Genomic DNA, 23,054 nt, shown 5'->3' on the forward strand with positions numbered 1-23,054 from the left:
GCAGCTGCTTCTTGTCATTCTTGGTGGCGAATTCGCCTTACAAAACAATGGCCGAGCGGCTGCGTACTCGGCCTTAAGCATCAGCCTAGACGATCCTGCCCAGCCCTCATAGGGTCAAGTGAATGTTACGTTAGGATGAGGTGCATCTGAAGGCACCTTGAGGGCGCGGGCAGAAATGCCGAATGAAAAACTGCAAGTTGCGTCCGGGAATGGAAATTCTGACGCACGACCGGGCGGATTGGATGCGCTTTTGCGGGCGGCGTCAGAAGGTGGCGCGTCGAGCATAAGACCGGTGGAAAAGTGGAATCCCCCGTACTGTGGCGACATCGGCATGGCGATCCGCCGCGACGGGACGTGGCACTATCAGGGGAGCCCGATCGGACGGATCGCGCTCGTCAAGCTGTTCGCCTCGATCCTGAGAAAGGACGACGACGGACGAACGTATCTCGTGACGCCTGCGGAGAAGGTCGACGTTCACGTCGAGGACGCGCCGTTCCTTGCCGTCGAGATGGCGGTCGAGGGCGAGGGGCAAGCGCAGCGGCTGACGTTCCGCACCAATCTCGATGACGTCGTGACGGTCGATGCGGAGCATCCGCTTCGGTTCGCGCCGAGCGGACCCGACGGCGGGCTGAAGCCCTACGTGCTCGTGCGCGGGAGATTGGAAGCGCTGTGCACGCGCGCGGTTTATGCGGAGTTGGTTGAACTGGCGGTTGCGCGTGATGACGGCGATGCGGTCGGGGTTTGGAGTGGGGGCGTGTGGTGGGGGATGGGGTAATTCGTGTTGATGAATGTCCTGTTATGACCCAAGGCAGCCCTACCTTCGCATCGATTTTACCAAAGCAATTTTTTTTCATCCGTCGGCTGATCTTGCGAAAATCATATGCTAAAGTTGAGATGGGTGCGGCGCTACCCTATCCGACGGGAGGTTGGGATGGGTTGTCATTTCGGCCGAGGCGTTCCTCGGCCCGTGCTGCATTTTGATCCGCGATCTCCACCCAATCACATAACTATCGATATTGATCCCGCTGCCTGCTCGGGCGGCTAGGCGATCTGCCGACACTTTCCAAATTCGACGACTGAGATTTCCCCATATGCCGATCACCGCGACGCGGTCATCGGCGAAGCATACTCCACGCCGAAATTCCGCTTCGCTTGGCGGAATAACGCCGGTTTTTCAGATAGGAAAATTCAATGTCAAAATACGAGAGAGTCGCATACCGCTTCGCAAATTGCTTGGCCGCCGTGGCTGCTTTTTGTTTGCTCTTCGGTGGAACTTCAGCACGCGCGGCTGAACCTCTTACCCCGGCACAGGCTCGCGCGATCGCGACAGACGCATATATTTACGGATATTCGCTGATCACCACTGAAGTCACGCGTGTACAAATGACCAACGTTGCCGAAGCAAAAGAGCTTCGCGCTCCGATGGGGCACTTTACGAACGTAAAACGTTACCCGCCCGGCGACTATCGCGGCGTTTCAGCTCCCAATGCTGATACTCTCTATTCACTTGCTTGGGCCGACGTCGGCGCCGAGCCGATGGTCTTTTCGCACCCCGACATGGGCAAGCGATACTATCTCTTCCCCATGTACAGTCTGTGGATGCCGGTGATTGAGTCGCCCGGCGCGCGGACGGCCGGCGGGAAGGCTGCAAATTATCTGATCACCGGCCCGGGCTGGAGCGGCACCGTGCCGGCGAACATGACTGAGATAAAATCGCCGACGCGCTATCTGGTGATCCTCGGGCGCACTTACGCTGATGGAACCGAGGAGGATTACAAAGCAGTCAACGCTTTGCAGGAGCAGTACTCGCTGGTTCCTCTGAGTTCATTCGGAAAGCCGTACACGCCGCCTCCGGGAAAAGTGGATTCCAACCCGGGCTTCAGCATGACGGACAAGCCTCAGGACGTCATCAATGCAATGGACGTCTCGACCTACTTCAACATGATGGCAACGCTGATGGGAGGCGCAGCGCCGCCGCTGCCCGAGGATAAGGCCATCGTCGCTGAGATGGCGAAAATCGGTCTCGTGCCAGGTCAACCATTCGACATTTCAAAGCTCGATCCGGCCGTGCAGGCAGCGCTGACGGATGTACCGAAGATCAGCTACGACCAAATCATGGCCCTGCAGAAGACGGGCGGTAAAATAGAGAACGGCTGGCTTATCCCAGCGTCTGCCGGGTCATATGGGACCAATTACGCCCAACGCGCCTTGATCGCCGCTGTCGGTTGGCCGGCCAATCTATCCAAAGATGCCATCTATCCGGTCGCGAAAATGGACGGTGACGGCCAGCCTTTGAATGGCGCCAACGCCTATACGGTGACCTTCCCCAAGGGACAAACTCCGCCGGTCGATGGCTTCTGGTCAATCACGATGTACTACGACGACGGCGGTTATTGGTTCTACCCGAACCCGCTCAACAAGTTCACGGTCAGTATGCGTGACAATCCGAAGTTCAATGATGACGGTTCGTTGACGCTGTACTTCCAGCATGCGTCGCCGGGGAGCGACAAGGTAGCGAATTGGCTGCCGTCGCCGAAGGGCGAGTTCCTGCTCATGATGCGAATGTATTGGCCGAAGGAAACGCCGCCGTCGATCCTGCCGCCGATGTACGGCAGCTGGACGCCTCCCGCTGTCGTCAATACCGGTCCAGCTGCGCCTGACAGCGGAACATTGGGTGCGAGCACGGGCGAAAAGGATAAGAACGAGTAGTGATCGCAAGACGCGCGCGGTTGTCGCCAAGACGCCGCGCGCTCGACTCGCGGGCGCTTTGGACCCGCCGTCTGCCGAGACCGCTGGACGCGTTGCCTGCGCCGTCGCGTTCCGCCATACCCTCACGCGATGGAAACTCCTAACCCACTACTTCCAGACGGCTATTCGCCGATACCGGCGGGGAAGCTGGTCAATGCCGTGACATTCGTCGAGATGTGCGAGCGGCCGACGCCCTCGCGCGCCACGAATGGTTCGTCGTCGCTTGCGATATCGCGGTGGAGATCCCCCGATCTCGATGCTTATCGCGCGTTGTTCCGCGCCGTCGGTGAAGATTGGTTGTGGTGGTCGCGCCTCCGGCTGACTGATGAGGCGTTGGCGGCCGTCCTCAGCGATCCGGGCATCGAAGTTTTTGTCCTGCACGACGGCGACGCGCGCATCGGTCTGCTCGAATTGGATTTTCGTGAAGATCAAGAGTGCGAGATTACGTGGTTCGGCGTTGTCAAAGATGCGATCGGCAAAGGCGCGGGCCGGTTCATGATGGATTTCGCAATCGACACGGCGTGGGCGCATCCCATTCGCAGGCTGTGGCTGCACACCTGCAGCTTCGATCATCCGGACGCATTGGCGTTCTATCGGCGGTCCGGCTTTCGGCCCTATGCCTTTATGGTCGAGGTGGAGAACGATCCGCGCCTCGCTGGCCTGCTGCCGCGAACGGCCGCGCCGCAAATTCCTTTGTTGGAGCGGTGACGGGTAAAAAACTTATCCCCGCTCTCTCACGCTCCCGCATACTCCCTCTCGTCCCGCCGCGACTTGCAAGGGCGCGCACGCAACTAACCGGCTGTCGCTCAGCTCACGGTCGGTCCTGCCGGAAATAAGCCATCGACTTGATATGCAGGAGCACGATCGGCATTGCCATCAGGAGTGCTGCGAGCACGAACGATCCGATGAGGTTGGTGGTGTCGAGCACGCCGGCGTCGTTCGCGACGACGTAGCAGATCGTTCCGATCGGCAGAAACAGCAGCACGGCGGTGATCAGTCCCGGCGAGAAGCGTCCTCTCGTCACGACGTAGGGCGCGATGTGGAAGAAGATGGCGTTGATCAGCATCAGCGCCGGGAACGCGAGCGCCACGCCCGGCATCGCGGTCGCGAGTTCCGCCGCGACGATGCCGAGCACGATCACAAGGAAATTGACGACGTAGAAGTCGTGCCATTCGACCGGCAGCTTGATGACGGCGCGCGCCCAGTTGCGCCAGTCGAGCTCGAATTCCTCGAAAGCGTGGACGCCGTAGGCGCCAGTCGCGAGCCAGATCCAGTGCGTGAGGTCCATGGCGGGCGCTCCCTTGGTTTGCGGCACGATACGCGACGTCCGGGCAATCGTCTTTACGCTGCGCGGAAATAATTTGCGATCAAACTTATCCCCGCTCTCTCGCGCTCCCGCATACTCCCTCTCATCCCGCCGCGACTTGCAAGGGCGCGAAACTCGAGCATGGGGTTTTGCGTGCGGATGGGAGCGTGCCGGGCCGCCAGCGATATCGGCGCGCCTGGGGATCCCTGCCGGCCGCGAGCGGACCACCATGGCGTGGTATCGCGGTTCAACTCCCGCTCCAACTCGAGATGCACGGGAGGATGGTGGGTTCACGGCTCGAAAGGAAGCTCGCTTCCTTTCAGGTTGCGAGTGCCCCGGAATGCCGGTTCGGCCGCCGCTGGGTGCATGAACAAGACTTGGCACTGTCCCGGGGCGGCGAAGGCTGCATCCGAAGTACAACAAGATATGAGAGCGAGGCCCCGCCGCCCTGGCCCTTGGTTGTTGGCGCCTCCGACTCTGCTCCGCAGAGCCGGCCGTCGGCGCATGCCAGTTTCAGCCGGCCGCCGATGGGGCTTTGGTATGCCATTGGCGACTCCGCTACGCGGAGCCGGCCGCCGATTGCGTTGGCTGTTGCGTTGATCAGCTCAGTCGGGGAGCACCGCTGTCGCGATGAAGCGCGAAAGCATGGCGTTGACTTGATCGGGCACTTCGAGCTGGCAGAAATGGCCTGATCCGACCGTCCGGCCGATATGTAAATCGGGAATGAGCATTTGGAGGCGCGCCATGTCGGTTCGTGCCGAGGGCTCGTCGGCGACGATATAGAGCGAGGGGACGGCGACGCGGCTCGGCGTTGTTTCCGCATTATAGTCCGCAAGGCCTCGGTAGGCCGACACCATGACGTGCTGCGGGGCCTTCGCCATGACGTCCAGGATACGGCGTTTCCGATCCGGATCGTCGGTCGGGATGAAAAACACCGTTCCAACGAAGTCGCGCAGTGCCTTCGCGGGGTCTGGGGCCTCCAAGCTTTCCAGAAACGCAGGGACCGCTGCGCGCGCGGCATCCGGCAACACGATGGCTGCATCGAGCATCGCAATGGCTGCCGGAAGATCGGGATAGCGCGTCGCGATGTCGAACGCGATGATCCCGCCCATGCTGTGCCCGACGAGAATCGGGCGTTTCACGTTCAGCTCGCGACACATCCATACGATGTCGTCGGCAAAGGCAGCGATCGGATACGATTGCTCGGGCTTGGCGCTTTGGCCGTGGCCGCGCAGGTCGGGTGCGATTATGCGGTGTCCGAGTGCAGCGAAATAGGCGGCTTGCGGTGCGAAGAACGTGTGATCGCAACACCAGCCGTGGATGAAGACGATGGGACGAGCCGCGCCCGCGATGCTCTCGTAATGCAGGGCAATGCCGTCCTTGTCGAGGAATGGCATCCAGTATTTTCCCTACGGCTGATCCTGCAGGAAATAAGCCATCGACGTGATGTGCCGGCGCAGCATCGCCATCAGCAGCGCTGAGAGCAAGTACAATTCGGGGCGTTTTGTCGTGATGTTATGGCGTTTTTGAAGAACGTCGTTAGCGTTTCTTTTTCGTCGCGGGCGGATTGGCTGCTTCCCGGGCGAGCCGCTCGGCGCGAAGTCGTTCAGTCTTGGCGCGAACGGCTTGGCGTTCCGCTTCGTGTTCTTTCATCGCTTGCGATGCTTCCTGAGCCTTTCGCAGCTTAACGGTTGCTGCACTCGACAGGTCTTTCCGGGGCATAGCCATGAAATCGTTCCTTAATTTTGACGGGCAAACAAAAACCCGCGGCTGGCCGAGCAGACGCGGGTTTCGTTGATCCGGTTCGTGTTCGTGGCCAGCAGGGGCTGGCCAAGTCCCGATCTTTATGGAGATCAGGCGGCGCGCAGGTTGTCGGCCGACGACTTGCCGCTGCGGCGGTCAGCTACGACATCGAACGAAACCTTCTGGCCTTCGTTAAGGCCGTTCATGCCCGCACGCTCGACGGCGCTGATGTGCACGAAAACGTCACTGCCGCCATCATCCGGCTGGATGAAGCCGTAGCCTTTTTGGCCATTGAACCATTTCACGGTACCAGTCTGCATAGGTAAAATCCTTAGTTTATGCGCGATTATTCCCGACAATGCCGGGACTGACAGTCGAGATTTGTTGGGAAGGTCGTCGGTCAGGCGCGCACTTCGCGGGCGAGGCCAAGTCATTTTCAGCGAAGCTCGAACGGAGAAACAATAGAAAAATTGCTGCTTCTATGCAAGCGCAATCGGTACAGCGCGCGAAAACGTGTTTTCAATCGGACGTCGCAATGCCCATCATCCGGGGAGTTGTCTTGGCGCGACGATCGCAACCTTTAACGGTTAGGTGGTCGAAGTGATGGACAATCCGCGTCTCGCGGGCCCGATGCTGCGAACGGCCGCGCCGCATATTTACGCTATTGGAGCCCCGCAGCGAATAGAGGTTCGTGCGCTACGTTAGACGCAGTGGCTAAGAAGATGAACGCTCAGCCCGATGTCTTGAAGGGCGTGATGTGGAATTCGACGCGGCGGTTCAGACGGCGACCGGCGGCCGTGGCGTTGGATGCGATCGGTTGATCCTGCCCATACCCGATGGCGCGCAATTTCTCGGCTGGGACGCCCTCGCTAACGAGGACGCCAACGACGGCATCGGCTCGACGCTGCGACAACTCACGATTGCCGAGGCGGGTGCCGAAAGTGTCGGTGTGACCGCCAACCTCTATTGCCACGTTCGTGCAACTGCGGGCGATCTCGGCAATTTTTCTGAGTTCGGCCACGCTATCGTTCGAGAGGATCGCGCTGGCATTCGCGAACGTGATCGCTGCCGCATGGGTTTCGCTATCGAGCGTTTCCCGGCAGGGTTCGACGGCAGGCACGGCGGCGACCGTCGACTCGGTGGATGGCGGCGGAGCGGTGGGTGGCGATGGTTTTTCCTCTGCTCCAGGGTTTGATGCTGGGGTCGGTATCGCTACAGCAGGTTCGGTGGACGCGCTCGGCGACGGCTGGGCGTGTAGCAACGGCTTTTCTTCTGTGCCGGTACTTGCTGCAGGAGTTTGCGCGGCGTCAGCAGTTGCTATCGAGGCACTTGGCGGCGGTGTGGCGGGCGTCGGTTCCGTCGCGTTTTTCTCGGATTCGACAATAGCGCTCGGCTCCGGTTGCGCGGTCGGCGCTTTCGCAGTGCCGCTGATGTTACCTCTATACTCGGCCGCGGTCTGGGCGTCGGCCGGAGGAGGCGAGGCGGGCACGCTTGCGGGCGGCGTTGCGGGCGCTGGCTCTGGTGCGCTTTGGGGCGATTCCATGGAACGTGGTTCCGACGGCGGCTCGGATGCCTTTGCCGAGCCGGAGGCGGCGTGTTCGTCGCCGGTCGTCGGCTGTGCCGAGGGTGGAGGCGCAGCAGCTAGGCTTGGCGAGGGAGCGGCGGAGAGCGGCTCGGACGCATTTTTCTCCGGCTCGGGGACGAGATTGGGTTCAGGCAGCGGAGTGGGCGTGCCTGCCGCAAGGTTTTTGCCGCTTTTCTCTTCGACTCTGGCTTCGTCCGTCGCCGCAGGTGCAGAAGGCATGTTTGGCGACGTTGACAGCGGCGATGGCGGTGCTGCCTCGTTTGGCTCAGGTTTAGCGGCGAGCTTTGGTTCGATGTTCGGCTCGGCCTTCTGAGTAGATGGCGATGCCGTCTGGCCTGGAATTGGCTCGGATTGTCGTGGCGCGCCCGCGGCTCGGTTTGATTGGGCGACAATGTCAGAGATTTTGGTGCGCACGCACGAGTCGAAAAATTCGCGATTTTTACCGCCACCCGAAAAGCCGCCGCTGTTGGCTGCCAAGTCGAAATAGAAAAAGCCGAGTTCGTCGCCGCTTGCTGGTGGAGACGTTTCCTTAACATCCGTGCCGTCAACCAGAAGTGTCATAGTCTTGAACCAGCCCTTGCCGAAATCGACTCTGGCGGTTTTGGCGGCAATGTTGATGGCGATGATGGCGGATCCGATTTTTCTTCGGGTCGCTTCCGCTTCGGAGCCAAGCTGATAATTGCACGTGTAGGCCAATTCTTCAGCCGACGCTGCGCATGCAAATAGCGTCGAGAGCAGGATGAGAATTATGGTCGTTGTCCGTGTCACGGTACTGCTACGTCCATCGAGGGGCGATTTGTCGATCTTAAATCAAAGCGCGCGACAGATCGCGATGGGTTTCAAAGCCTTTGGTTAGCGAGTCGGCGCAATCGGCCGCCGATATTCGCAGGCAAAAATTTATTCTCGTGCGCATCGTCTGTCCCGGCTCCGGGTTCACGTGCGTGAGGTTCTACGTCGCGATACGGCCGCCGGATCTGAAAAGGAACGCCACCGATTGCACGCTCCGCAGGCTGGCTTCGCCACGCTCCCATGCTGCGCGCAACAGTCTGCGAACAGGCGGCTCGCCATAGCGCGAAACTTCGTAAGCTAGCGACAGCATCGACAGAACAGCGATCGTCAAAGCAATCCAGGGATTTATTCCGGATCGCACCATCACTCGGATCAAGAAGGCCCCGACGACGGAATGAATGAGATAAAGCGGATACGTCATCAGCCCCAGGTTTTTGAAGGCATTTTGCAGCCTGGGCGACTCTGGTGTGAAGCGCTTGTCGTCTCGGACGATCACCAGCATAAACATGATCGTGCCGATCCACAGAGCGGCTGGCAGGACCTGGGAAACAGGAACACCGGGGTGCACTTCCCATTTCGCCATATCGTGTGAGCGGCTTACGATTTCGAGAATGCAGATCGCAAACGCAGAAACCATGCCGAACACGTTGACTGCTCCCAGCGTGCGCCTCGAAAAAAGCCACATCCAGATTCCGAAAGCGAAAAAACATCCATATCGGAGCTGCAGTACGTCCGAATACGCCACGATCTGCCAGCCAAGATGGGATTTGTGGGCGCTCGGGACAAAACTGACGGAGATCAGAAATGCCCCTGAGATCGTCGTCAACGCCCACGCCACATGCGTCAGACAATCGAACCGGCTGCTGAGTAGAAGGAAAAAGATGATCGCGTAAAACACCAATTCCACAGCGAGCGACCAGTAGATGCCATCGACCCATGGTCCGAAAATCCAAAGCGTGATGGAGCGCAAGAATTCTCCGCTAAGATGACGTCCCGACACGCCGCCCGCGAGAAGCCACGCTGCAACTGTGAAGCAAATGCAAATCCATGCGGCCGGATAGAGTCTGAGCACCCGGCTTTTGAGGAACGCAATGGGCGATGAATTGTTGGCAGAATTGGCGATTACAAAGCCGGAAATGACGAAGAATATCTCGACGCCGACCCAGCCGAACGATGTAAAGGGCGCAGCCTGCGTAAAGGACGTCGCGTTTGCGAACATTTGGCCGACGACGGAGTTCGTCGATGCCCAATCGTAAAAGCTCAGATGAAAGAGCATGACGCAGAGCGCTGCAAAAAAGCGGACTGCATCAAGCGGATATATGTGGGCGCGCATGAAAGGCCCCCGGAATTTGGCTTTTGCGGCCGCCTTGAAGGTTAGCGCAAGATTCGGGCCCTCGACATTCCGCCGAAAAGACTAATTACGGTGTATACGTTTCGAAAGCTTGCGGCGTGCTACTCCATTCGGAGAGCGATCCGCAGACCGCGTCCGTTAAACATATCGCAGCGTCGTGAACATGGCATTTCTCGTGAAGGCAGCGATACGAAGCTCGTTCGCGAATTTGCCAAATGTGCAAACGATTACTCAATAGCCTCGTATAGATCGGCGATTGCCATTATTTCCAGAGCCCCAGGTCTTCGTAGCGGTCTTCCGGAATTTCGGTCCCGAGATCGTAGGTGAAGGATGTGGCTGTCATCTGGTTTTCGCCAACCGTGCAGGTGAACTTGAGCCGATACCAGTGGCCGTCGGCCCGAACGGCCGCGCCCTTGGCGACTACGGTGGCGCCGTCGAATGTCGCTCGGGAAAGAATGCTCGTTTTCAGCCGGTCGATCTTTTTCAGTTTTTTGGCGCGCTTGAGCGTGTCCATGCCGCGCAGAATGCACGCCTGATGCGCACGCTCTTCAGGTTCGAGCTTCATCAGCGTCTTATCCATGGACGCCGCGGATGCCGGCGTAATCAAACCAATGAGTGCCAATAGTCGCAACCACAGATGCATTTCCCCTCCCTCGTCGCGCGTCACGCGGCGGACGGACCCGACTTAACGCCCATCGTGGCTGGCGTCAAAAAAGTTATGCCGACAGAGAGGAAATCTTGCCGCTGACGCTTGTTAACGTAGGTGAAGCGCTCTCGGTTGCATTGCGAGACGGGGCGTTGGAACGTCCTATATGACAACTTGAACGATTTTGGCGGCGGGAGCGTATTGATCGGCATGGATACTTGGGTCGCTACTATTCACCGGGCTGCTCTTGCTGCCCGCTCTGTGCCGAAGGCGCTACGCTATACGATCACTGTGCTTCTCGTTGCGCTGACGGTTTCAGTGCAGGTCGCGTTCGAAGGAACAATGGTCGATCGATATCCCTTTCTGATATTTATCCCCGTCGTATTCGTTTGCGGCACGCTGTTCGACCGCGGGAACGGATTTCTTGCCACCGTGCTGAGCGCGGCAGCCTGTGCATACTTTCTTCTTCCAACGCGCCACTCACTCGACGTTGTTGAGACCGGCGATCAAGCTGCGTTGATCCTTTTTATCGTTATCGGTTTTGCGATTTCGTTTGTCGTTGAGGCTCTGCACAACGGCCTTGCGGCTTTAGCGGCGGAAAAAGAGGAGGCGCGCGACACCGTCCGGGACCGCGATCTGCTTTTGAACGAGCTTGCGCATCGTACGCGCAATGATTTTGCCAATGTCGTGACGTTGCTCAATCTTCAGTCTCGGTCCGCCAACCCTGAGGCGCGCGAGGCGCTGGCATCGGCGGCTGAACGTGTTCAGACAATTGCGCGGGTACATCGCCGACTGGAGCTTCATAACGATCGGGTCGTCGTAGATACCAGGGCATATATCGGCGAGCTTTGTGCAGATCTTCGCCTTTCGCGGCTCGCGATGCGGCCCATCGCACTGGACTGCGAGGTCGAAAGTCATTCGATCAGTCTGGAAAAGGCTGTGCCGCTTGGGCTGATCATCAACGAGTCTGTTACCAACGCTTCCAAACATGCGTTTCCAGAACAGCGCCAAGGACATATTACGGTCCATTTTCAACGCGTCGGATTGCAGTACAGGCTCACCATCGCGGACAATGGCGTGGGAAGCGAAACCGTCACGAACGGCGGCATCGGCAATCGTCTGATGGGCATGCTCGCGGCTCAGCTCAATGGCGATCTTTCGTTCGAGCCGATGTCGCCGGGCATGGCCGTGGTCGTCGTCATTCCTGTCAAAACAGAGAAATGAAAATTCCAAAAAAAGAGGCAGCGCTTGCGCACCGCCTCAAGAACTGAGTTTCGGGACGACCGAAGCTCAGCGCCACCAGCAGTGGCGGTGGCCGTGGCGCCATACGCAATGGCGATGGCGATGATAGTAGCCCGTCTTCTGAACGAGGCTTGAGCCGTGAACGCCGTCGAGCGCAGCGACGCTCGGAGCGGCATTTGCGATTTGAGAGCCGAGAGCGAGTGTCGCCACCGCGGCGACTGCCAGCAAAAACTTCATGATTTTCTCCTCGATTGATCCCGTCGAGACAGCCTGGAGCGCACCGTTTGCGAGATGCCTCGCCAACGCAGATCCAAGTGTATGTCGGCTGCGTCCCACCCAATGAAATATTTCGTGCGACGGCGCGAAGCTAAACCGAAGCGGTAAGGAGGAGGTACTTACCCTTTTGTAAAGTCGATTTCGTTCTGCCGGCAGAGGCGAAGATACACGCGCTCATTGAGGCAGTCGGAGAAAGGACAGATCGCTTTCGTTCAGCGCTCTGCCATAAATATAAATCGTTTTCTTTCGCACTCGCGAACGTCGAGACTCAATGCAGCTTCAATTCCGCTCCGATGAGCCGTAATTCGCGCGGCCGTATCAATTCGGAATGGGCTACGGTCACGCGATAAAGTTTGCCTTCGAGTTTGGCGACCCAGAAATCGAGGAATGATTTGAGTTTCGGAAAACGCGGGGCGGCGTCGTATTCCTGCCAGATATAGCTTTGCAGCAGCGAAGGATGGTCTGGAAGACGGTAGAGAATTTCAGCGGTCGTCAGGCTGAACCCTGCAAGTTGAGCCCGGAAACCGTTATCGCAAGACATTTCCCGTTCGGTCACGTAGCAATCTCCTTTGAATTAGGTGATTGGGCGCCCTCCCTAGAATGATGATGATCAAGTGAGATTCGTTCCTTGTCCATTGCGAAGATGTGCGAAAATACATTGTTAGCAAACGCATTATTCGAGTGCTGGCGATTTCTGCCGAAGTGCTGAGCGGACCGCTGACTGGATGTGCGTCAACGGCTGTGTCGATGGCTGTTTCGATTGGAAGGTAGCGTCGCCGTATGCTTGAGATAGCCCTCAAAAGTTTCACGACGTTCTTTGCTACGGTCGGACCAATCGAAGCCGCGGTGTTGTTTGCGACGCTGACGCCAAAGATGGCCTACGCCGAGCGTCAGGCGATTGCGGTGCGGGCGACGCTGATCGCCTCCGGGATTCTGGCGTTCTTTACGCTGCTGGGCGGTCCGATCCTCAGCCAGCTCGGCGTGTCACTGGCGGCGCTGCAGGCGGCGGGCGGCGTGATCCTGCTCTTGATTGCGCTCGACATGATTTTTGCGCGGCCGGGCGGATCGATAAAACTTACGGCTCCGGAAGGTGCGGAAGCACAATCGCGCGATGACGTTGCGGTTTTTCCTCTGGCGACGCCGTTGCTCGCAGGACCTGGCGCAATGAGCGCAGGTATCCTGCTGGCCGCCAACGTCCACGGCGAGCCGCTGGGGTTGGCTGTCGTCGCCATCACCCTTGCCGTGGTGATGATCATCACGCTGGTTCTGCTGATGATGGCCAATCAACTCAACCATGTCCTCGGTATCACGGCGCAACGAGTGCTCATTCGCGTGTTCGGAATTCTGCTAGCGGCTATCGCGGTGCAGGCGCTGTTCAATGGCATCCTGGCGTCGGGGCTGATCCCGGCCGCAGCCAAGCTTTCTTAGAGACCTCGGCAACCCAAGCGGCTTCAAAAGCTGCCGGCCGTTAGGGCGCCTTTAACGCCTGGCTGTTTCAATCCCGGACAACTGTTGAACTTGCGTAGCATTTGTTGCGTTGACGAAGGCGTATGTGATGTCCGCGTTTTCCTTTCACCGTCCCGCGGCTCCGTCCGTGCGCGCGGTGTTTGCATCTTTTGTAGCCGGAGCGGCAGCGCTTTCGGCGGGCGGATGCGCCAATACAGGCAACAGCTATTCCGCGAGCACGACGCCGACGGCTTACGTTGCGCAGGGACCGGCCGTGCAGATGGAGAGCGATGGTTTGCCGGTGCAGGCCGCACCTGCGGCAACGATCCGGCAATTGCCGGACGATCCGAGCCAGCCGTTCAGCCCGAACTACGGCGGGGCAAATCCGGCGAGCACGATTTCGCCGAACCCGACGGTCAAGGCGTCGAACGATGTGCCGCTTTTCAAGCAGGCTATTCCGTATGACCTGCCGCCGACGTTCCGCAGACAGCTCGTGGCGGCGGTCGACGCTGCCGGTTGATTGGGATGTGGACTTTCGCGCCATGTGCTAAGGCGCGGGAATGTCCGAGACCGTTTCGATTTGCCGATACCGCGATGTCGATCTGACGCCTGAGAGGGTGGCCGAGATCGACCGCATATTTTTTGAATCGAGCAACACGAAAACGTTTCCGAGCGACGAAGCGCGAGCTGCGTTCCGTGAGCGGTGGCTGGGGCGTTATCTGGTCCACGATCCGGCGTTTGCATATTTGGCGCGAGATGGCGGCGGCAGGATCGTCGGCTATCTCGTCGGCGCGATCGACGATCCGGCGAGGACGCCGCGGTTTGGCGATATTCCGTATTTCGCGATGCTCGGAGCGCAGACGAAGCGCTATCCAGCGCATCTCCACGTCAACATCAGCCCTGAGTTTCGCAATCGCGGGATCGGGGGGCGGCTGATTAGTTGTTTTATCGCCGATGCCAAGGCGGCGGATGCGACGGGTGTGCACGTCGTGACGAGCGCAGGGTCTGCGAACGTCAGCTTCTACAATCGGAACGGCTTTGAGGAGATCGAGCGGACCGGGCCGGACGGTAGCCTCGTCTTCTTGGCGCGCAGCTTCTGAAAAATGGGATTTGAAAGCCTTTCCGGCCGCCGACTAAGCGGTACAAACAGGCGGCCGGAAAGGTGAAGTTAAGCCCTCTGGGGGAAGGGCCTCTGGGGGTTTGGGGTCGTGTAAACTTTTGTGATCTTTCAGTTCGGCAACTCAGGCGGCTGCGCCGGGATGACAAAGCCGATTGGCTCCGCCTTGATTTCTGCCGTGCGCGGATCGTCCTTGGTGCGGCGCGACTTGCCTTCGAACAAGGCGCCCTGTTCGATCGACAGCGACTGATGGAAAATGTCGCCTTCGACCTGGCTGGTGGTCTGCAGCATCACGCGCTTGCCGCGGACGGTTCCGACGACGTGGCCGCGGACGATGACTTCATCACCGGTGATGCTGCCTGTTATCGTGGCTTCCTCGCCGATGACGACATTGCTACCTTCGATGTCGCCTTCGACGATACCGTCGACTTGGACTTCACCTTTGCAGATGAGATTGCCGGTGATGGTGAGGTCGGCGCCAATCACCGAGACCGATTTCGGACCCTCGGCAGCGGCGCGGGGAACGGTCAGGAATGGACGGGGCTGAAACACCGGGGCGGGAGGCGTCGGCGCGGCCGTTTCAGATGTAGCGGATGCCAGCGTCGGGGACTTCGACAACTCAGGCTCGGAACGGCGGAAATTTGGCAACATGCTCGGACTTCCCTCTGACACAACTTAAGCAACAATCCGCACCCGAAACGACTCAACGCATCACATAATCGCTTTGCGACGAGCGCGTTTGATTCGCGTAGCACTTTTCCAACGTTGGTCCACCGTGTCGCCGGAGGCTTTCCACTGGAAATTCCCCGGCGCGACGTTCCGAGGCACTCTCTTGAGTGAGAAGTGTGGCGGAAGATCAACGGTCGCGACGATTATGCCCAGTATGGTTATATTTTGAGCGCGCGCACGGCAGCCAGAACTTCTTCGGCATGTCCAGGTATCTTCACCTTGCGCCAGCTTTTGACGACCTTACCGCTGCCGTCGATGAGGAACGTCGAACGCTCGATCCCCATATATTTGCGCCCGTACATCGATTTTTCGACCCAGACGCCATATGCTTGAGCGACCTCTTTCTGCTCGTCGGCGAGCAGGCGGATGGACAACTCGTGTTTCGCCTTGAACTTCTGGTGTTTGGTCGGGCTGTCGGGTGAAATGCCGAGCAGCTCTGCTCCGGCCGCGGCGAAATCGTCGGCGAGGCAGGTGAAGTCCTTGGCCTCCTGTGTGCAGCCCGAGGTGTCATCCTTGGGATAGAAATAAACGACCACCGGGTGGCCCTTGAGCTTCGAGAGGCGGACCTTTTCCCCGGTGTCGTCGGGAAGCGTGAAGTCGGGCGCCTTTTTGCCGTCCTCGATCATCTTGAAAGTGCCTTTCTTTTGTCGTTTTTGACCCTTGTAGCTGGCTTTATGCCTGAGAGGGGGCCAGAGAGTTTAGACCTTCTATTGAAAGCATTTTCTGTTCGTTCCGAGCTACAGTACGGGTGACCGGCCCGCAACTGGCCGGTTGGGGGTTTTGAGGAGCGGAGTTGACGAGACCGGTAACCGGCGGGCGCGCTGCTGTTCGGCGCGGCGCTGACCAAAACGCGCAGCAAAACGCTTCGCAACGCCTGTCGGCCATCCCGCAGCGCGAGGTCTCGGCCTCGCCGCCGCCCATGCCGCGGAAAGACACTGCGATGGCGAAGGGCGCCAAGCATTTCTTTCGTGGGTGCCGCGTCATGTTCTATCTCGTGATGCCGCTTACGCTGCTCGCGGCGATCGCTATTGGTGTCTTGTATGTGCGCTTGCGCCATGGCCCGATCGCGTTCGATTTCGTCGTCGCTCCGATTGAGCAGGGCATCAACGCTGAACTCGTTACCAGCTCGGTGAAGATTGATGGCGCGGAGCTGCGGCTCGGGCCGACGGGAGAACTCGAATTCCGTCTGCGGGATGTCAGCGTGCTCGAAAAGGGCGGCGATGTAGTGCTGTCGTCGCCGCTCGCGGCCGTGAATATCTCGATGGGGGCGTTGATGCGGGGCCGCATCGTGCCGGCCCGCATCGAGTTGATCGATCCGATTATTGCGCTCGCCTATTCGGAGCAATCTGGGTTTGTGTTCGAGCGAGCCATTCCCAAACCGATGCCGCTGCATCCCGGAACTGACGCGGGAGTGCAGCCATCTACGGGCGAGGCACCTGCCGCGGTCTCGGCCACAACGATTGTGCCGCAGCACGGCGCGAAGGGTACGAAAGTCAATCTCGCGAAAATGCTGACCGAATCTTCGCGGCGGGCGCGGCAACGTCTCGATGCGACGTCTTACTTGACGGAATTCGGCATCTCGAACGCCACCGTCGTCGTCGATTACGAAGGACAACGCAGTTCCTGGCGGATCGACGAGGCCAGTGTCGATTTCGATCATGCGGCCAGGCGCAGCGTGATTTCGGGGCGCGCCACCGTCGCGTCTGCACGCGGGCCGTGGTCGCTCTCGTTCCTGACGGACGAAAGCGAACAGACGGGCCGGCTCGAGGTCAAAGCGACCGTGCGCGGTCTGGTGCCGTCGACGCTGGCGTCTGCGGCGCCACCTCTTGCACTTCTGGGCAACTTCGAATTTCCGGTTTCAGGCGATGCGACCGTAGACCTTTCGACGGTCGGCAATATCGAAGCCGCGGACCTTTCTGTCGAAGTCGGCAAAGGCCGGGCGCGGCTGCCCTATATGGTTCAGCCGATGGACGTCACGGCCGGTATCTTCAAGCTTGCCTACGACGGCAAGCAGAAGCGCTGGGAGCTGAAGCCGAGCCCGGTCAAATGGGCCGATGGCACGATCATGTTCACAGGCAACATGGCGGATGTCGCCAAGAGCGGGGAACCGCCGACATGGCAGTTCAATCTCGACGGCAAGAATGGTGTCTTTGAAGCGCCGGAGTTCAAGGTCCCCCCCGTCACCATCGACAAGTGGAACGCGACCGGTACGATCGTTCCGCGGCGCGGTTCCGTCGATCTAAGCGAATTCCAACTCGCGGGCGGCGGCGGCGAGGCGACGGTCAAAGCGAAGATGCAAGCTGGGCCACAGGGCCAGAGCATGTCGGCGGAGTTCCATGTTTCGCCGATGCCGCTCAACACGCTCAAGGCGCTATGGCCGCGGGCGGTGGCGACCGGGCCGCGCGAGTGGTTCGGCGAGAATGTGAAGTCCGTCGATTTCAAAGGCGGGACGCTGAAGTTTTCGAACGGTGACGTCGGTGGCATCGAGCCCGGCACTGTCCAGACCGCAACAGAACGGGCCAATGCGGATTTCGAGGCGGAGAACGTCGTCCTTACGACGCTGCCTGGCATCCCGCCTATCGCGGCTCCCAAGGCTTCGATCCATCTGGAAAACAATGTCCTGTCGGTTGCCGTTCCAGAAGGAACACTGACACTGCCGGACGGGAAGCAGGTACCGCTCAAAGATGGAAGCCTGACGACGGACAATATTTTGTCGCCGCGTCCGAACGGCGAGATCGCGCTCACAGCGACCGGTGATCTCGGTCCCTTCATCGAAGCGCTTGAGCAGCTTCCGATCAAAGCCGTTCGCGATGCTTCACCGTTGCCGAAAGCCGGCGAAGGCAAGGTCAATGCGCAGTTCCTGATTAAAATGCCATTCTATGACGGCGTCAGCGGCGACGACATGGCCATTACCGGAAAGGCGCGCATTACGGATGGGCGTTTCGGCAAGGTTGCCGGACGCTTCGACGTGCAGAACTTTTCGCTCGACCTCAATCTCACGGCAACGTCGCTCGATGCGAAGGGCGATCTTCTGGTCAATGGTGTTCCGGCAAAAGTCGTGGGACAGCGGCTGCTCGGTCCGGATGCCGATGACCAGCCACCGCTCAAGATCGTCGCCAAGCTTGACGAGGCAGACCGGACGCAACTCGGACTCGACGTCAACAACATGGTGCACGGTGTCGTACCCGTCGAGGTGACGTACCAGAAGGGCGATCGGCCGGAGCCTGCAATCAAGGTGCATGCGGATCTGACCGGCGCCGAGATGACGCTCGACAAGCTTCAGTGGCGCAAGGCGCCCGGCCGGACGGCGTCGCTCGATATGGATGTCGTGAAGACGCCTGACGGCGACACGGAGCTGCAGAATTTCAAGGTGCTGAGCGACAACATCGCGGCCGACGGCAAGGTCGTGTTCGGCCCCGATAACAAAATCAAGGAATTCGAGTTTCCCGATCTCAACCTCAACGTCATTTCGAAACTCGATATCAACGGGGCGCGCAGCAAGGACGACTTCTGGACGGTCAACATCAACGGCTCGAATTACGACGGCCGAAATTTCTTCAAATCGCTCTTCAGCGTCGGGGACGGTCCGGATCGCACGGCAAAGGCTGCTTCGGGCGGCTCGCATGCTTCGATCACGCTGACCAACGTCATTGGCAGTTCGGACGTGTCGCTGCGCAATCTCAAGTTGGAAGCCGAAATGCGGAACGGCAACCTGTCGAGCCTGGACGCCCGGGGAACGCTCGATGGCGGGGGCAATTTCGTTGCGGCACTTGATAAAAGCACGGGCTCGCGACATCTGATCGTGACGTCGAGCGATGCCGGGCAGGTGATGAAGCTCGTCAACTTCTATCCGAACATGCAGGGCGGGCGGATGCGTCTCGACGTGGCGCTTGACGGTTCGGGACCGGCGGAAAAGACCGGCCTTCTCGTCGTCGATAATTTCAGGATTTTGGGCGATCCAGTCATTACGGAACTAGCAAGCAGCGCCGACAGCGGCCGCCCTGCGATCGGCAGCAATGATCACGTTGTTCGCGAAGTGTTCGATTTCAATCGAATGCGCGCGCCGTTTTCTGTCGGCTACGGACAATTCGTGTTGCAGGAAGCCTATCTGAAAGGGCCGCTGCTCGGCGCGACGCTGCGCGGCAAGGTCGATTTCCGGACGAAGCGGGTTAGCATCGGCGGCACGTATATTCCGCTGCAAGGCATCAACGGTGCGCTCGGCGACATTCCGGTGATCGGACAGATTCTGTCAGGCACGCAGGGTGAAGGTGTTCTTGGCATGACCTTCGCGGTGCAAGGGCAAACGAATGCCCCGCAAGTCATCGTCAACCCATTCTCGCTGGTTGCGCCGGGCATCTTCCGCGACATCTTCCAGATGACGTCGATGGACCCGACCATCCAGGTTCGCGATGCCGCCAAGCGGCAGGTTCCGGTCGTGTCACCCAGCCCATCTTCCGAGACGAAGAAATCAAAGTCGAAGGCCAAGAAAAAAGCGCCGAAGGCCGAGGCGCAGGTCGATGGCTGGTCATCGACGACGACCAGCCACTAGACCAGTCCTTTAGACCGGTCGCAGCAAAATGTGTTTCTTCTTGCCGAGCGACAGCTTGATAAAGCCTGATGCACTCGCATCGGCTGGGGTGAGGCTGGCTTTGTCGCTTGTGACGGCTACATCGTTGACCTTCAGGCCGCCGCCGTGAATCTGCCGGCGCGCTTCGCTGTTCGACGAAACGAGCCCGGCTTTCACGAACGCCACCAGAATGCCGATGCCGGCATCGAGTTCGCTTCGCGGGATTTCGATGGTCGGCAGATCGGACGCGAGCGTGCCCTGCTCAAAGGTCTTGCGCGCGGTCTCAGCGGCAGCTTCGGCTTTGTCGCGACCGTGCAACAGCGCGGTGGCTTCGGTCGCCAGCACCTTCTTTGCTTCGTTGATCTCGGAGCCCGACAGTTTTTCGAGCCTGGCAATTTCATCGAGCGGCAGGAACGTGAAGAGCTTCAGGAAACGGGCAACGTCGGCGTCCTCGGTGTTGCGCCAGAACTGCCAGTAGTCGTAAGCGGAAAGCTGCGCCTCGTTGAGCCAGATGGCGCCCGCAGCGGTCTTGCCCATTTTGGCGCCCGACGCCGTCGTCAGCAGCGGGCAGGTCAGCGCATAAAGTTGATCCTTCACGCCCATGCGGCGGCCAAGGTCGATGCCGGTGACGATGTTGCCCCACTGATCCGAACCGCCCATTTGCAGATTGCAGCCATAGCGACGGTTCAGCTCGACGAAGTCATAGGCCTGAAGCAGCATGTAGTTGAACTCGATGAACGACAGCTCCTGTTCGCGTTCGAGGCGGAGTTTGGCCGAGTCCATCGTCAGCATGCGGTTGACCGAGAAGTGTCGGCCGACATCGCGCAGGAAGTCGATGTAGTTGAGTGGCGCGAGCCATTCGGCGTTGTCGACCATCATGGCGTCGGAGCCCTGATCCCCGAACTTCAGGAATTTCTCGAAAACCTGCTTGATGCCGTTCTTGTTGGTTTCGATCTCATCGATGGTGCGCATCTGGCGCGTTTCGTCCTTGCCGGATGGATCGCCGACGCGGGTCGTGCCGCCACCCATCAGGGCGATGGGCTTGCCGCCGAGCTTTTGCAACCAGGTCAGCATCATGATCGAGATCAGCGAGCCGACATGGAGAGACGGCGCCGTGCAATCGTATCCGACGTAAGCGACAATACGGCCATCGGCCGAGAGCTTGTCCAGGCCCTCGATATCGGAGCACTGGTGGAAAAATCCGCGCTCGGTCATAGTCTTAAGAAATTCGGAATTCGGTGTCGTCATTGCAATTCAGGCTTTCACTTCAGTCGTCGCGGGCTATGTTTTGAGCTGTGCCGCTTTTTAGTATGCGGCGCGGCCGCTTTCTATTTGCGGCTGCGCCACTTGATGATTTGCGGCCTGCGCCGCGGGGCGGCACCATGCACGGGAAGGTCGCGATGAGCAAGTTGATGAGATCGGTGGGGCTGATGAGCGGAACATCGCTCGACGGCATCGATGTGGCGTTGATCGATACGGACGGGGAAGATCACGTAATCCGCGGTCCGGCGATGACGTTTCCCTATGACGATGACATGCGCCGCGTGCTGGTCAACGCCATAGCGGATGCGCGGGATCTGCATGTCCGCGATGCGCGACCGTATTCTTTGGCGGATGCGGAACGGGCGCTGACCGAAGCCCACGGCATTGCGGTCGCGCAGTTTTTTCAAGAGGCAGGCATCGAACGCTCTTCGGTCGACGTGATCGGCTTTCATGGCCAGACGGTGCTGCACAGGCCGGAGATTGGCCTGACGGTGCAACTCGGGCTTGGCGATCTGCTGGCGAACTTTACGCGCTGTCCAGTCGTCTATGATTTGCGTGCGGCCGATGTCGATGCGGGAGGTGAGGGTGCGCCGCTCGTTCCGGCCTATCACCGGGCGTTGACGGCAAAGCTGCCGCAGCGGCCAGTCGCGATCGTCAATATCGGAGGCGTCGCGAACCTGACGTGGATCGGGCGCGACGGCTCTCTGCTGGCTTTCGATACTGGACCCGGCAATGCGTTGATCAATGACTGGATGTTGCGCAAGACCGGCGCCTATCTCGATTCCGGCGGCGTTACTGCGGGGCAGGGGCAGGTCGACGAAGATGCGATCATTTCCTTGATGAGCGACGGGTATTTCGCCGAGACGCCGCCGAAGTCGCTCGATCGCAATGCCTTTGCGCTCGATGCCGTCCAGCACTTGAGCATCGAAGACGGAGCAGCGACGTTGACGGCTTTCACTGCGCGCTCGATTGCGAAGGCGCGGGAGCACATGCCGAGCGAACCGGAGTTGTGGGTCGTTGCAGGCGGTGGCCGGCGCAACAAAACCATTATGGGGATGCTGGCGGAGCAGGTGCATCATGCCGTCGTTCCGGCGGAAGCAATCGGCCTTGATGGCGATAGCCTCGAAGCGGAGGCGTGGGCCTATCTGGCTGTTCGTTCGACGCTCGGACTGCCGATCACGTTTCCGGGCACGACGGGCGTTCCAGAACCAATGAGCGGCGGGCTCAGGGCTGATCCCACCGCTCACGTCATTCACTAGGCTACATAAGACGGCGTTATTCGTCGTCGCTTTCTTCGTCGCCGCCTGCGCCGGCAGCGGGTGCGCTCTGGGATTCGAGCCGTTCAAGTTCGCGCTGGCGCTGACGTTCGCGCTCACGCTCACGCTCGCGTTCCTTGTTGCGCTCGCGATCGAGTTCGAACTGAACCATGCGCTCGTCGAGATAGCTGCCGACGATGTTGCCGAGTTCTTCCGTCTTGTTCTCAAAGAAGTGGTTGGCGCCGGGCACGACCTCGTGCGTGATCTTGATGCCCTTCTGCACTTTCACCTTCGCTGCCATTTCGGCGACCGAAGCGGTCGGGACGACGCGGTCCATATCGCCGTTGATAATGAGGCCCGACGAGGGGCACGGCGCGAGGAACGAGAAGTCATACAGGTTCGACGGCGGCGCCACGCAGATGAAGCCGTCGACTTCCGGGCGGCGCATCAGGAGCTGCATCGCGATCCAAGTGCCGAACGACACGCCGGCGATCCAGCAGGTCTTGGCGTCGGGCTTGACGAGCTGCAGCCAGTCGAGCGCGGAGGCTGCGTCGGCGAGTTCGCCGGGGCCGCCGTCCCAAACGCCCTGGCTGCGGCCGACGCCGCGGAAGTTGAAGCGAAGCACGGAAAAGCCCCGCGCTGCGAACGTGTGGTAGAGATTGTAGACCACCTGGTTGTTCATGGTGCCCCCGAACTGTGGGTGGGGGTGCAGGATGAGCGCGATCGGGCTATCCGCGTTGCTCTCGTGGTGGTAGCGGGCCTCAAGGCGTCCGCCTGGGCCATTTATTATGAGTTCGGGCATTCGTTACTCGGTCTCGCTCGTGTGAAATTGGGCTGCATTCGGAGGCTGGATGCCGCCGCCAGGATGACCTGCGGCGTTTTGGCGTTCAAATCCTTGTGGCTCGAATTCTCAATCCTTGACTCCAGCGCTCAGGATTTCCATAACCTTAGAACCGTTCGAAATGTAGGGGCTGGCGTTCAAAAACGCAG

Annotated in this window: 22 protein-coding genes; 9 read left to right on the forward strand and 13 right to left on the reverse strand. The window is 59.5% G+C overall.

What is annotated here, in order from left to right:
- Positions 1–175: 175 nt before the first annotated feature.
- The 3 genes from RLW41_RS15785 (at position 176) to RLW41_RS15795 (ending at position 3,456) form a co-directional block, all read left to right on the forward strand.
- Positions 176–775 (forward strand): DUF1285 domain-containing protein, encoded by a 600-nt coding sequence (locus RLW41_RS15785; RefSeq protein ID WP_414462074.1) that lies wholly within the window; start codon positions 176–178, stop codon positions 773–775.
- Between the two features lie 608 nt (positions 776–1,383).
- Positions 1,384–2,709, forward strand: a complete 1,326-nt coding sequence (locus RLW41_RS15790; RefSeq protein WP_414462075.1) for a DUF1254 domain-containing protein — start codon at positions 1,384–1,386, stop codon at positions 2,707–2,709.
- 129 nt (positions 2,710–2,838) lie between these two features.
- Complete coding sequence (locus RLW41_RS15795) at positions 2,839–3,456, forward strand: GNAT family N-acetyltransferase (RefSeq protein ID WP_414462076.1); 618 nt, start codon at positions 2,839–2,841, stop codon at positions 3,454–3,456.
- A gap of 103 nt (positions 3,457–3,559) precedes the next feature.
- Here the strand turns inward: RLW41_RS15795 and RLW41_RS15800 are convergent, their stop codons facing one another.
- From RLW41_RS15800 to RLW41_RS15830, 7 genes are all read right to left on the reverse strand, one after another.
- Complete coding sequence (locus RLW41_RS15800; RefSeq protein WP_414462077.1) at positions 3,560–4,036, reverse strand: HXXEE domain-containing protein; 477 nt, start codon at positions 4,034–4,036, stop codon at positions 3,560–3,562.
- A 623-nt stretch (positions 4,037–4,659) separates the two neighbouring features.
- Positions 4,660–5,451 carry an alpha/beta fold hydrolase gene (locus tag RLW41_RS15805; protein WP_414462078.1) on the reverse strand — a complete coding sequence of 264 codons (792 nt, stop codon included), beginning with the start codon at positions 5,449–5,451 and terminating at the stop codon, positions 4,660–4,662.
- Between the two features lie 142 nt (positions 5,452–5,593).
- Positions 5,594–5,776 (reverse strand): hypothetical protein, encoded by a 183-nt coding sequence (locus RLW41_RS15810; RefSeq protein ID WP_414464597.1) that lies wholly within the window; start codon positions 5,774–5,776, stop codon positions 5,594–5,596.
- A 131-nt stretch (positions 5,777–5,907) separates the two neighbouring features.
- Positions 5,908–6,117, reverse strand: coding sequence for a cold-shock protein (locus RLW41_RS15815; protein WP_414462079.1), 210 nt, complete (start codon positions 6,115–6,117; stop codon positions 5,908–5,910).
- A 410-nt stretch (positions 6,118–6,527) separates the two neighbouring features.
- A complete protein-coding gene (locus RLW41_RS15820; protein WP_414462080.1) occupies positions 6,528–8,150 on the reverse strand; it encodes an OmpA family protein in 1,623 nt (540 codons plus the stop codon).
- Positions 8,151–8,331: 181 nt separating this feature from the next.
- Positions 8,332–9,504: an acyltransferase family protein gene (locus RLW41_RS15825; protein WP_414462081.1), complete on the reverse strand. Its 1,173-nt coding sequence runs from the start codon at positions 9,502–9,504 to the stop codon at positions 8,332–8,334.
- A 280-nt stretch (positions 9,505–9,784) separates the two neighbouring features.
- Entirely contained in the window at positions 9,785–10,165 is a 381-nt protein-coding gene (locus RLW41_RS15830) for a DUF930 domain-containing protein (RefSeq protein ID WP_013946719.1), read from the reverse strand.
- A 213-nt stretch (positions 10,166–10,378) separates the two neighbouring features.
- Between RLW41_RS15830 and RLW41_RS15835 the strand changes: the two genes are divergently transcribed.
- On the forward strand, positions 10,379–11,392 hold the full coding sequence (locus tag RLW41_RS15835) for a sensor histidine kinase (RefSeq protein ID WP_414462082.1): 1,014 nt from the start codon (positions 10,379–10,381) through the stop codon (positions 11,390–11,392).
- 66 nt (positions 11,393–11,458) lie between these two features.
- On the opposite strand, the gene RLW41_RS15840 is transcribed toward RLW41_RS15835, so the two are convergent.
- A complete protein-coding gene (locus RLW41_RS15840) occupies positions 11,459–11,647 on the reverse strand; it encodes a hypothetical protein (protein ID WP_414462083.1) in 189 nt (62 codons plus the stop codon).
- A 307-nt stretch (positions 11,648–11,954) separates the two neighbouring features.
- Entirely contained in the window at positions 11,955–12,242 is a 288-nt protein-coding gene (locus RLW41_RS15845; protein ID WP_414462084.1) for an usg protein, read from the reverse strand.
- Between the two features lie 224 nt (positions 12,243–12,466).
- Between RLW41_RS15845 and RLW41_RS15850 the strand changes: the two genes are divergently transcribed.
- The 3 genes from RLW41_RS15850 to RLW41_RS15860 all read left to right on the forward strand — a co-directional run bounded on the left by RLW41_RS15850 (position 12,467) and on the right by RLW41_RS15860 (position 14,232).
- Positions 12,467–13,114 (forward strand): MarC family protein, encoded by a 648-nt coding sequence (locus RLW41_RS15850; RefSeq protein ID WP_409562589.1) that lies wholly within the window; start codon positions 12,467–12,469, stop codon positions 13,112–13,114.
- Between the two features lie 127 nt (positions 13,115–13,241).
- Positions 13,242–13,652, forward strand: a complete 411-nt coding sequence (locus RLW41_RS15855; protein WP_414462085.1) for an adhesin — start codon at positions 13,242–13,244, stop codon at positions 13,650–13,652.
- Positions 13,653–13,692: 40 nt separating this feature from the next.
- The gene (locus RLW41_RS15860) at positions 13,693–14,232 is read left to right on the forward strand and encodes a GNAT family N-acetyltransferase (protein WP_414462086.1); all 540 of its coding nucleotides are present in this window, start codon (positions 13,693–13,695) and stop codon (positions 14,230–14,232) included.
- Between the two features lie 128 nt (positions 14,233–14,360).
- Here RLW41_RS15860 and RLW41_RS15865 read toward each other — a convergent pair whose 3' ends face one another.
- Complete coding sequence (locus RLW41_RS15865; protein WP_414462087.1) at positions 14,361–14,900, reverse strand: bactofilin family protein; 540 nt, start codon at positions 14,898–14,900, stop codon at positions 14,361–14,363.
- A gap of 236 nt (positions 14,901–15,136) precedes the next feature.
- Positions 15,137–15,604: a thioredoxin-dependent thiol peroxidase gene (gene bcp / locus RLW41_RS15870; RefSeq protein WP_013946727.1), complete on the reverse strand. Its 468-nt coding sequence runs from the start codon at positions 15,602–15,604 to the stop codon at positions 15,137–15,139.
- A 167-nt stretch (positions 15,605–15,771) separates the two neighbouring features.
- On the opposite strand from bcp, the gene RLW41_RS15875 reads away from it, so the two are divergent.
- The gene (locus tag RLW41_RS15875) at positions 15,772–19,527 is read left to right on the forward strand and encodes an AsmA-like C-terminal region-containing protein (RefSeq protein ID WP_414462088.1); all 3,756 of its coding nucleotides are present in this window, start codon (positions 15,772–15,774) and stop codon (positions 19,525–19,527) included.
- A gap of 9 nt (positions 19,528–19,536) precedes the next feature.
- On the opposite strand, the gene tyrS is transcribed toward RLW41_RS15875, so the two are convergent.
- On the reverse strand, positions 19,537–20,793 hold the full coding sequence (tyrS, locus tag RLW41_RS15880) for a tyrosine--tRNA ligase (protein ID WP_409562595.1): 1,257 nt from the start codon (positions 20,791–20,793) through the stop codon (positions 19,537–19,539).
- Positions 20,794–20,945: 152 nt separating this feature from the next.
- Here tyrS and RLW41_RS15885 point away from each other — a divergent pair, with 152 nt between their 5' ends.
- Positions 20,946–22,067 carry an anhydro-N-acetylmuramic acid kinase gene (locus RLW41_RS15885; protein WP_414462089.1) on the forward strand — a complete coding sequence of 374 codons (1,122 nt, stop codon included), beginning with the start codon at positions 20,946–20,948 and terminating at the stop codon, positions 22,065–22,067.
- Between the two features lie 16 nt (positions 22,068–22,083).
- Here RLW41_RS15885 and RLW41_RS15890 read toward each other — a convergent pair whose 3' ends face one another.
- Positions 22,084–22,866, reverse strand: coding sequence for an alpha/beta hydrolase (locus RLW41_RS15890; protein WP_013946731.1), 783 nt, complete (start codon positions 22,864–22,866; stop codon positions 22,084–22,086).
- Positions 22,867–23,054: the final 188 nt, after the last annotated feature.

Origin of the sequence: Hyphomicrobium sp. DY-1 (assembly GCF_047497105.1) — a bacterium.
Taxonomy (GTDB): Bacteria; Pseudomonadota; Alphaproteobacteria; order Rhizobiales; family Hyphomicrobiaceae; genus Hyphomicrobium_B.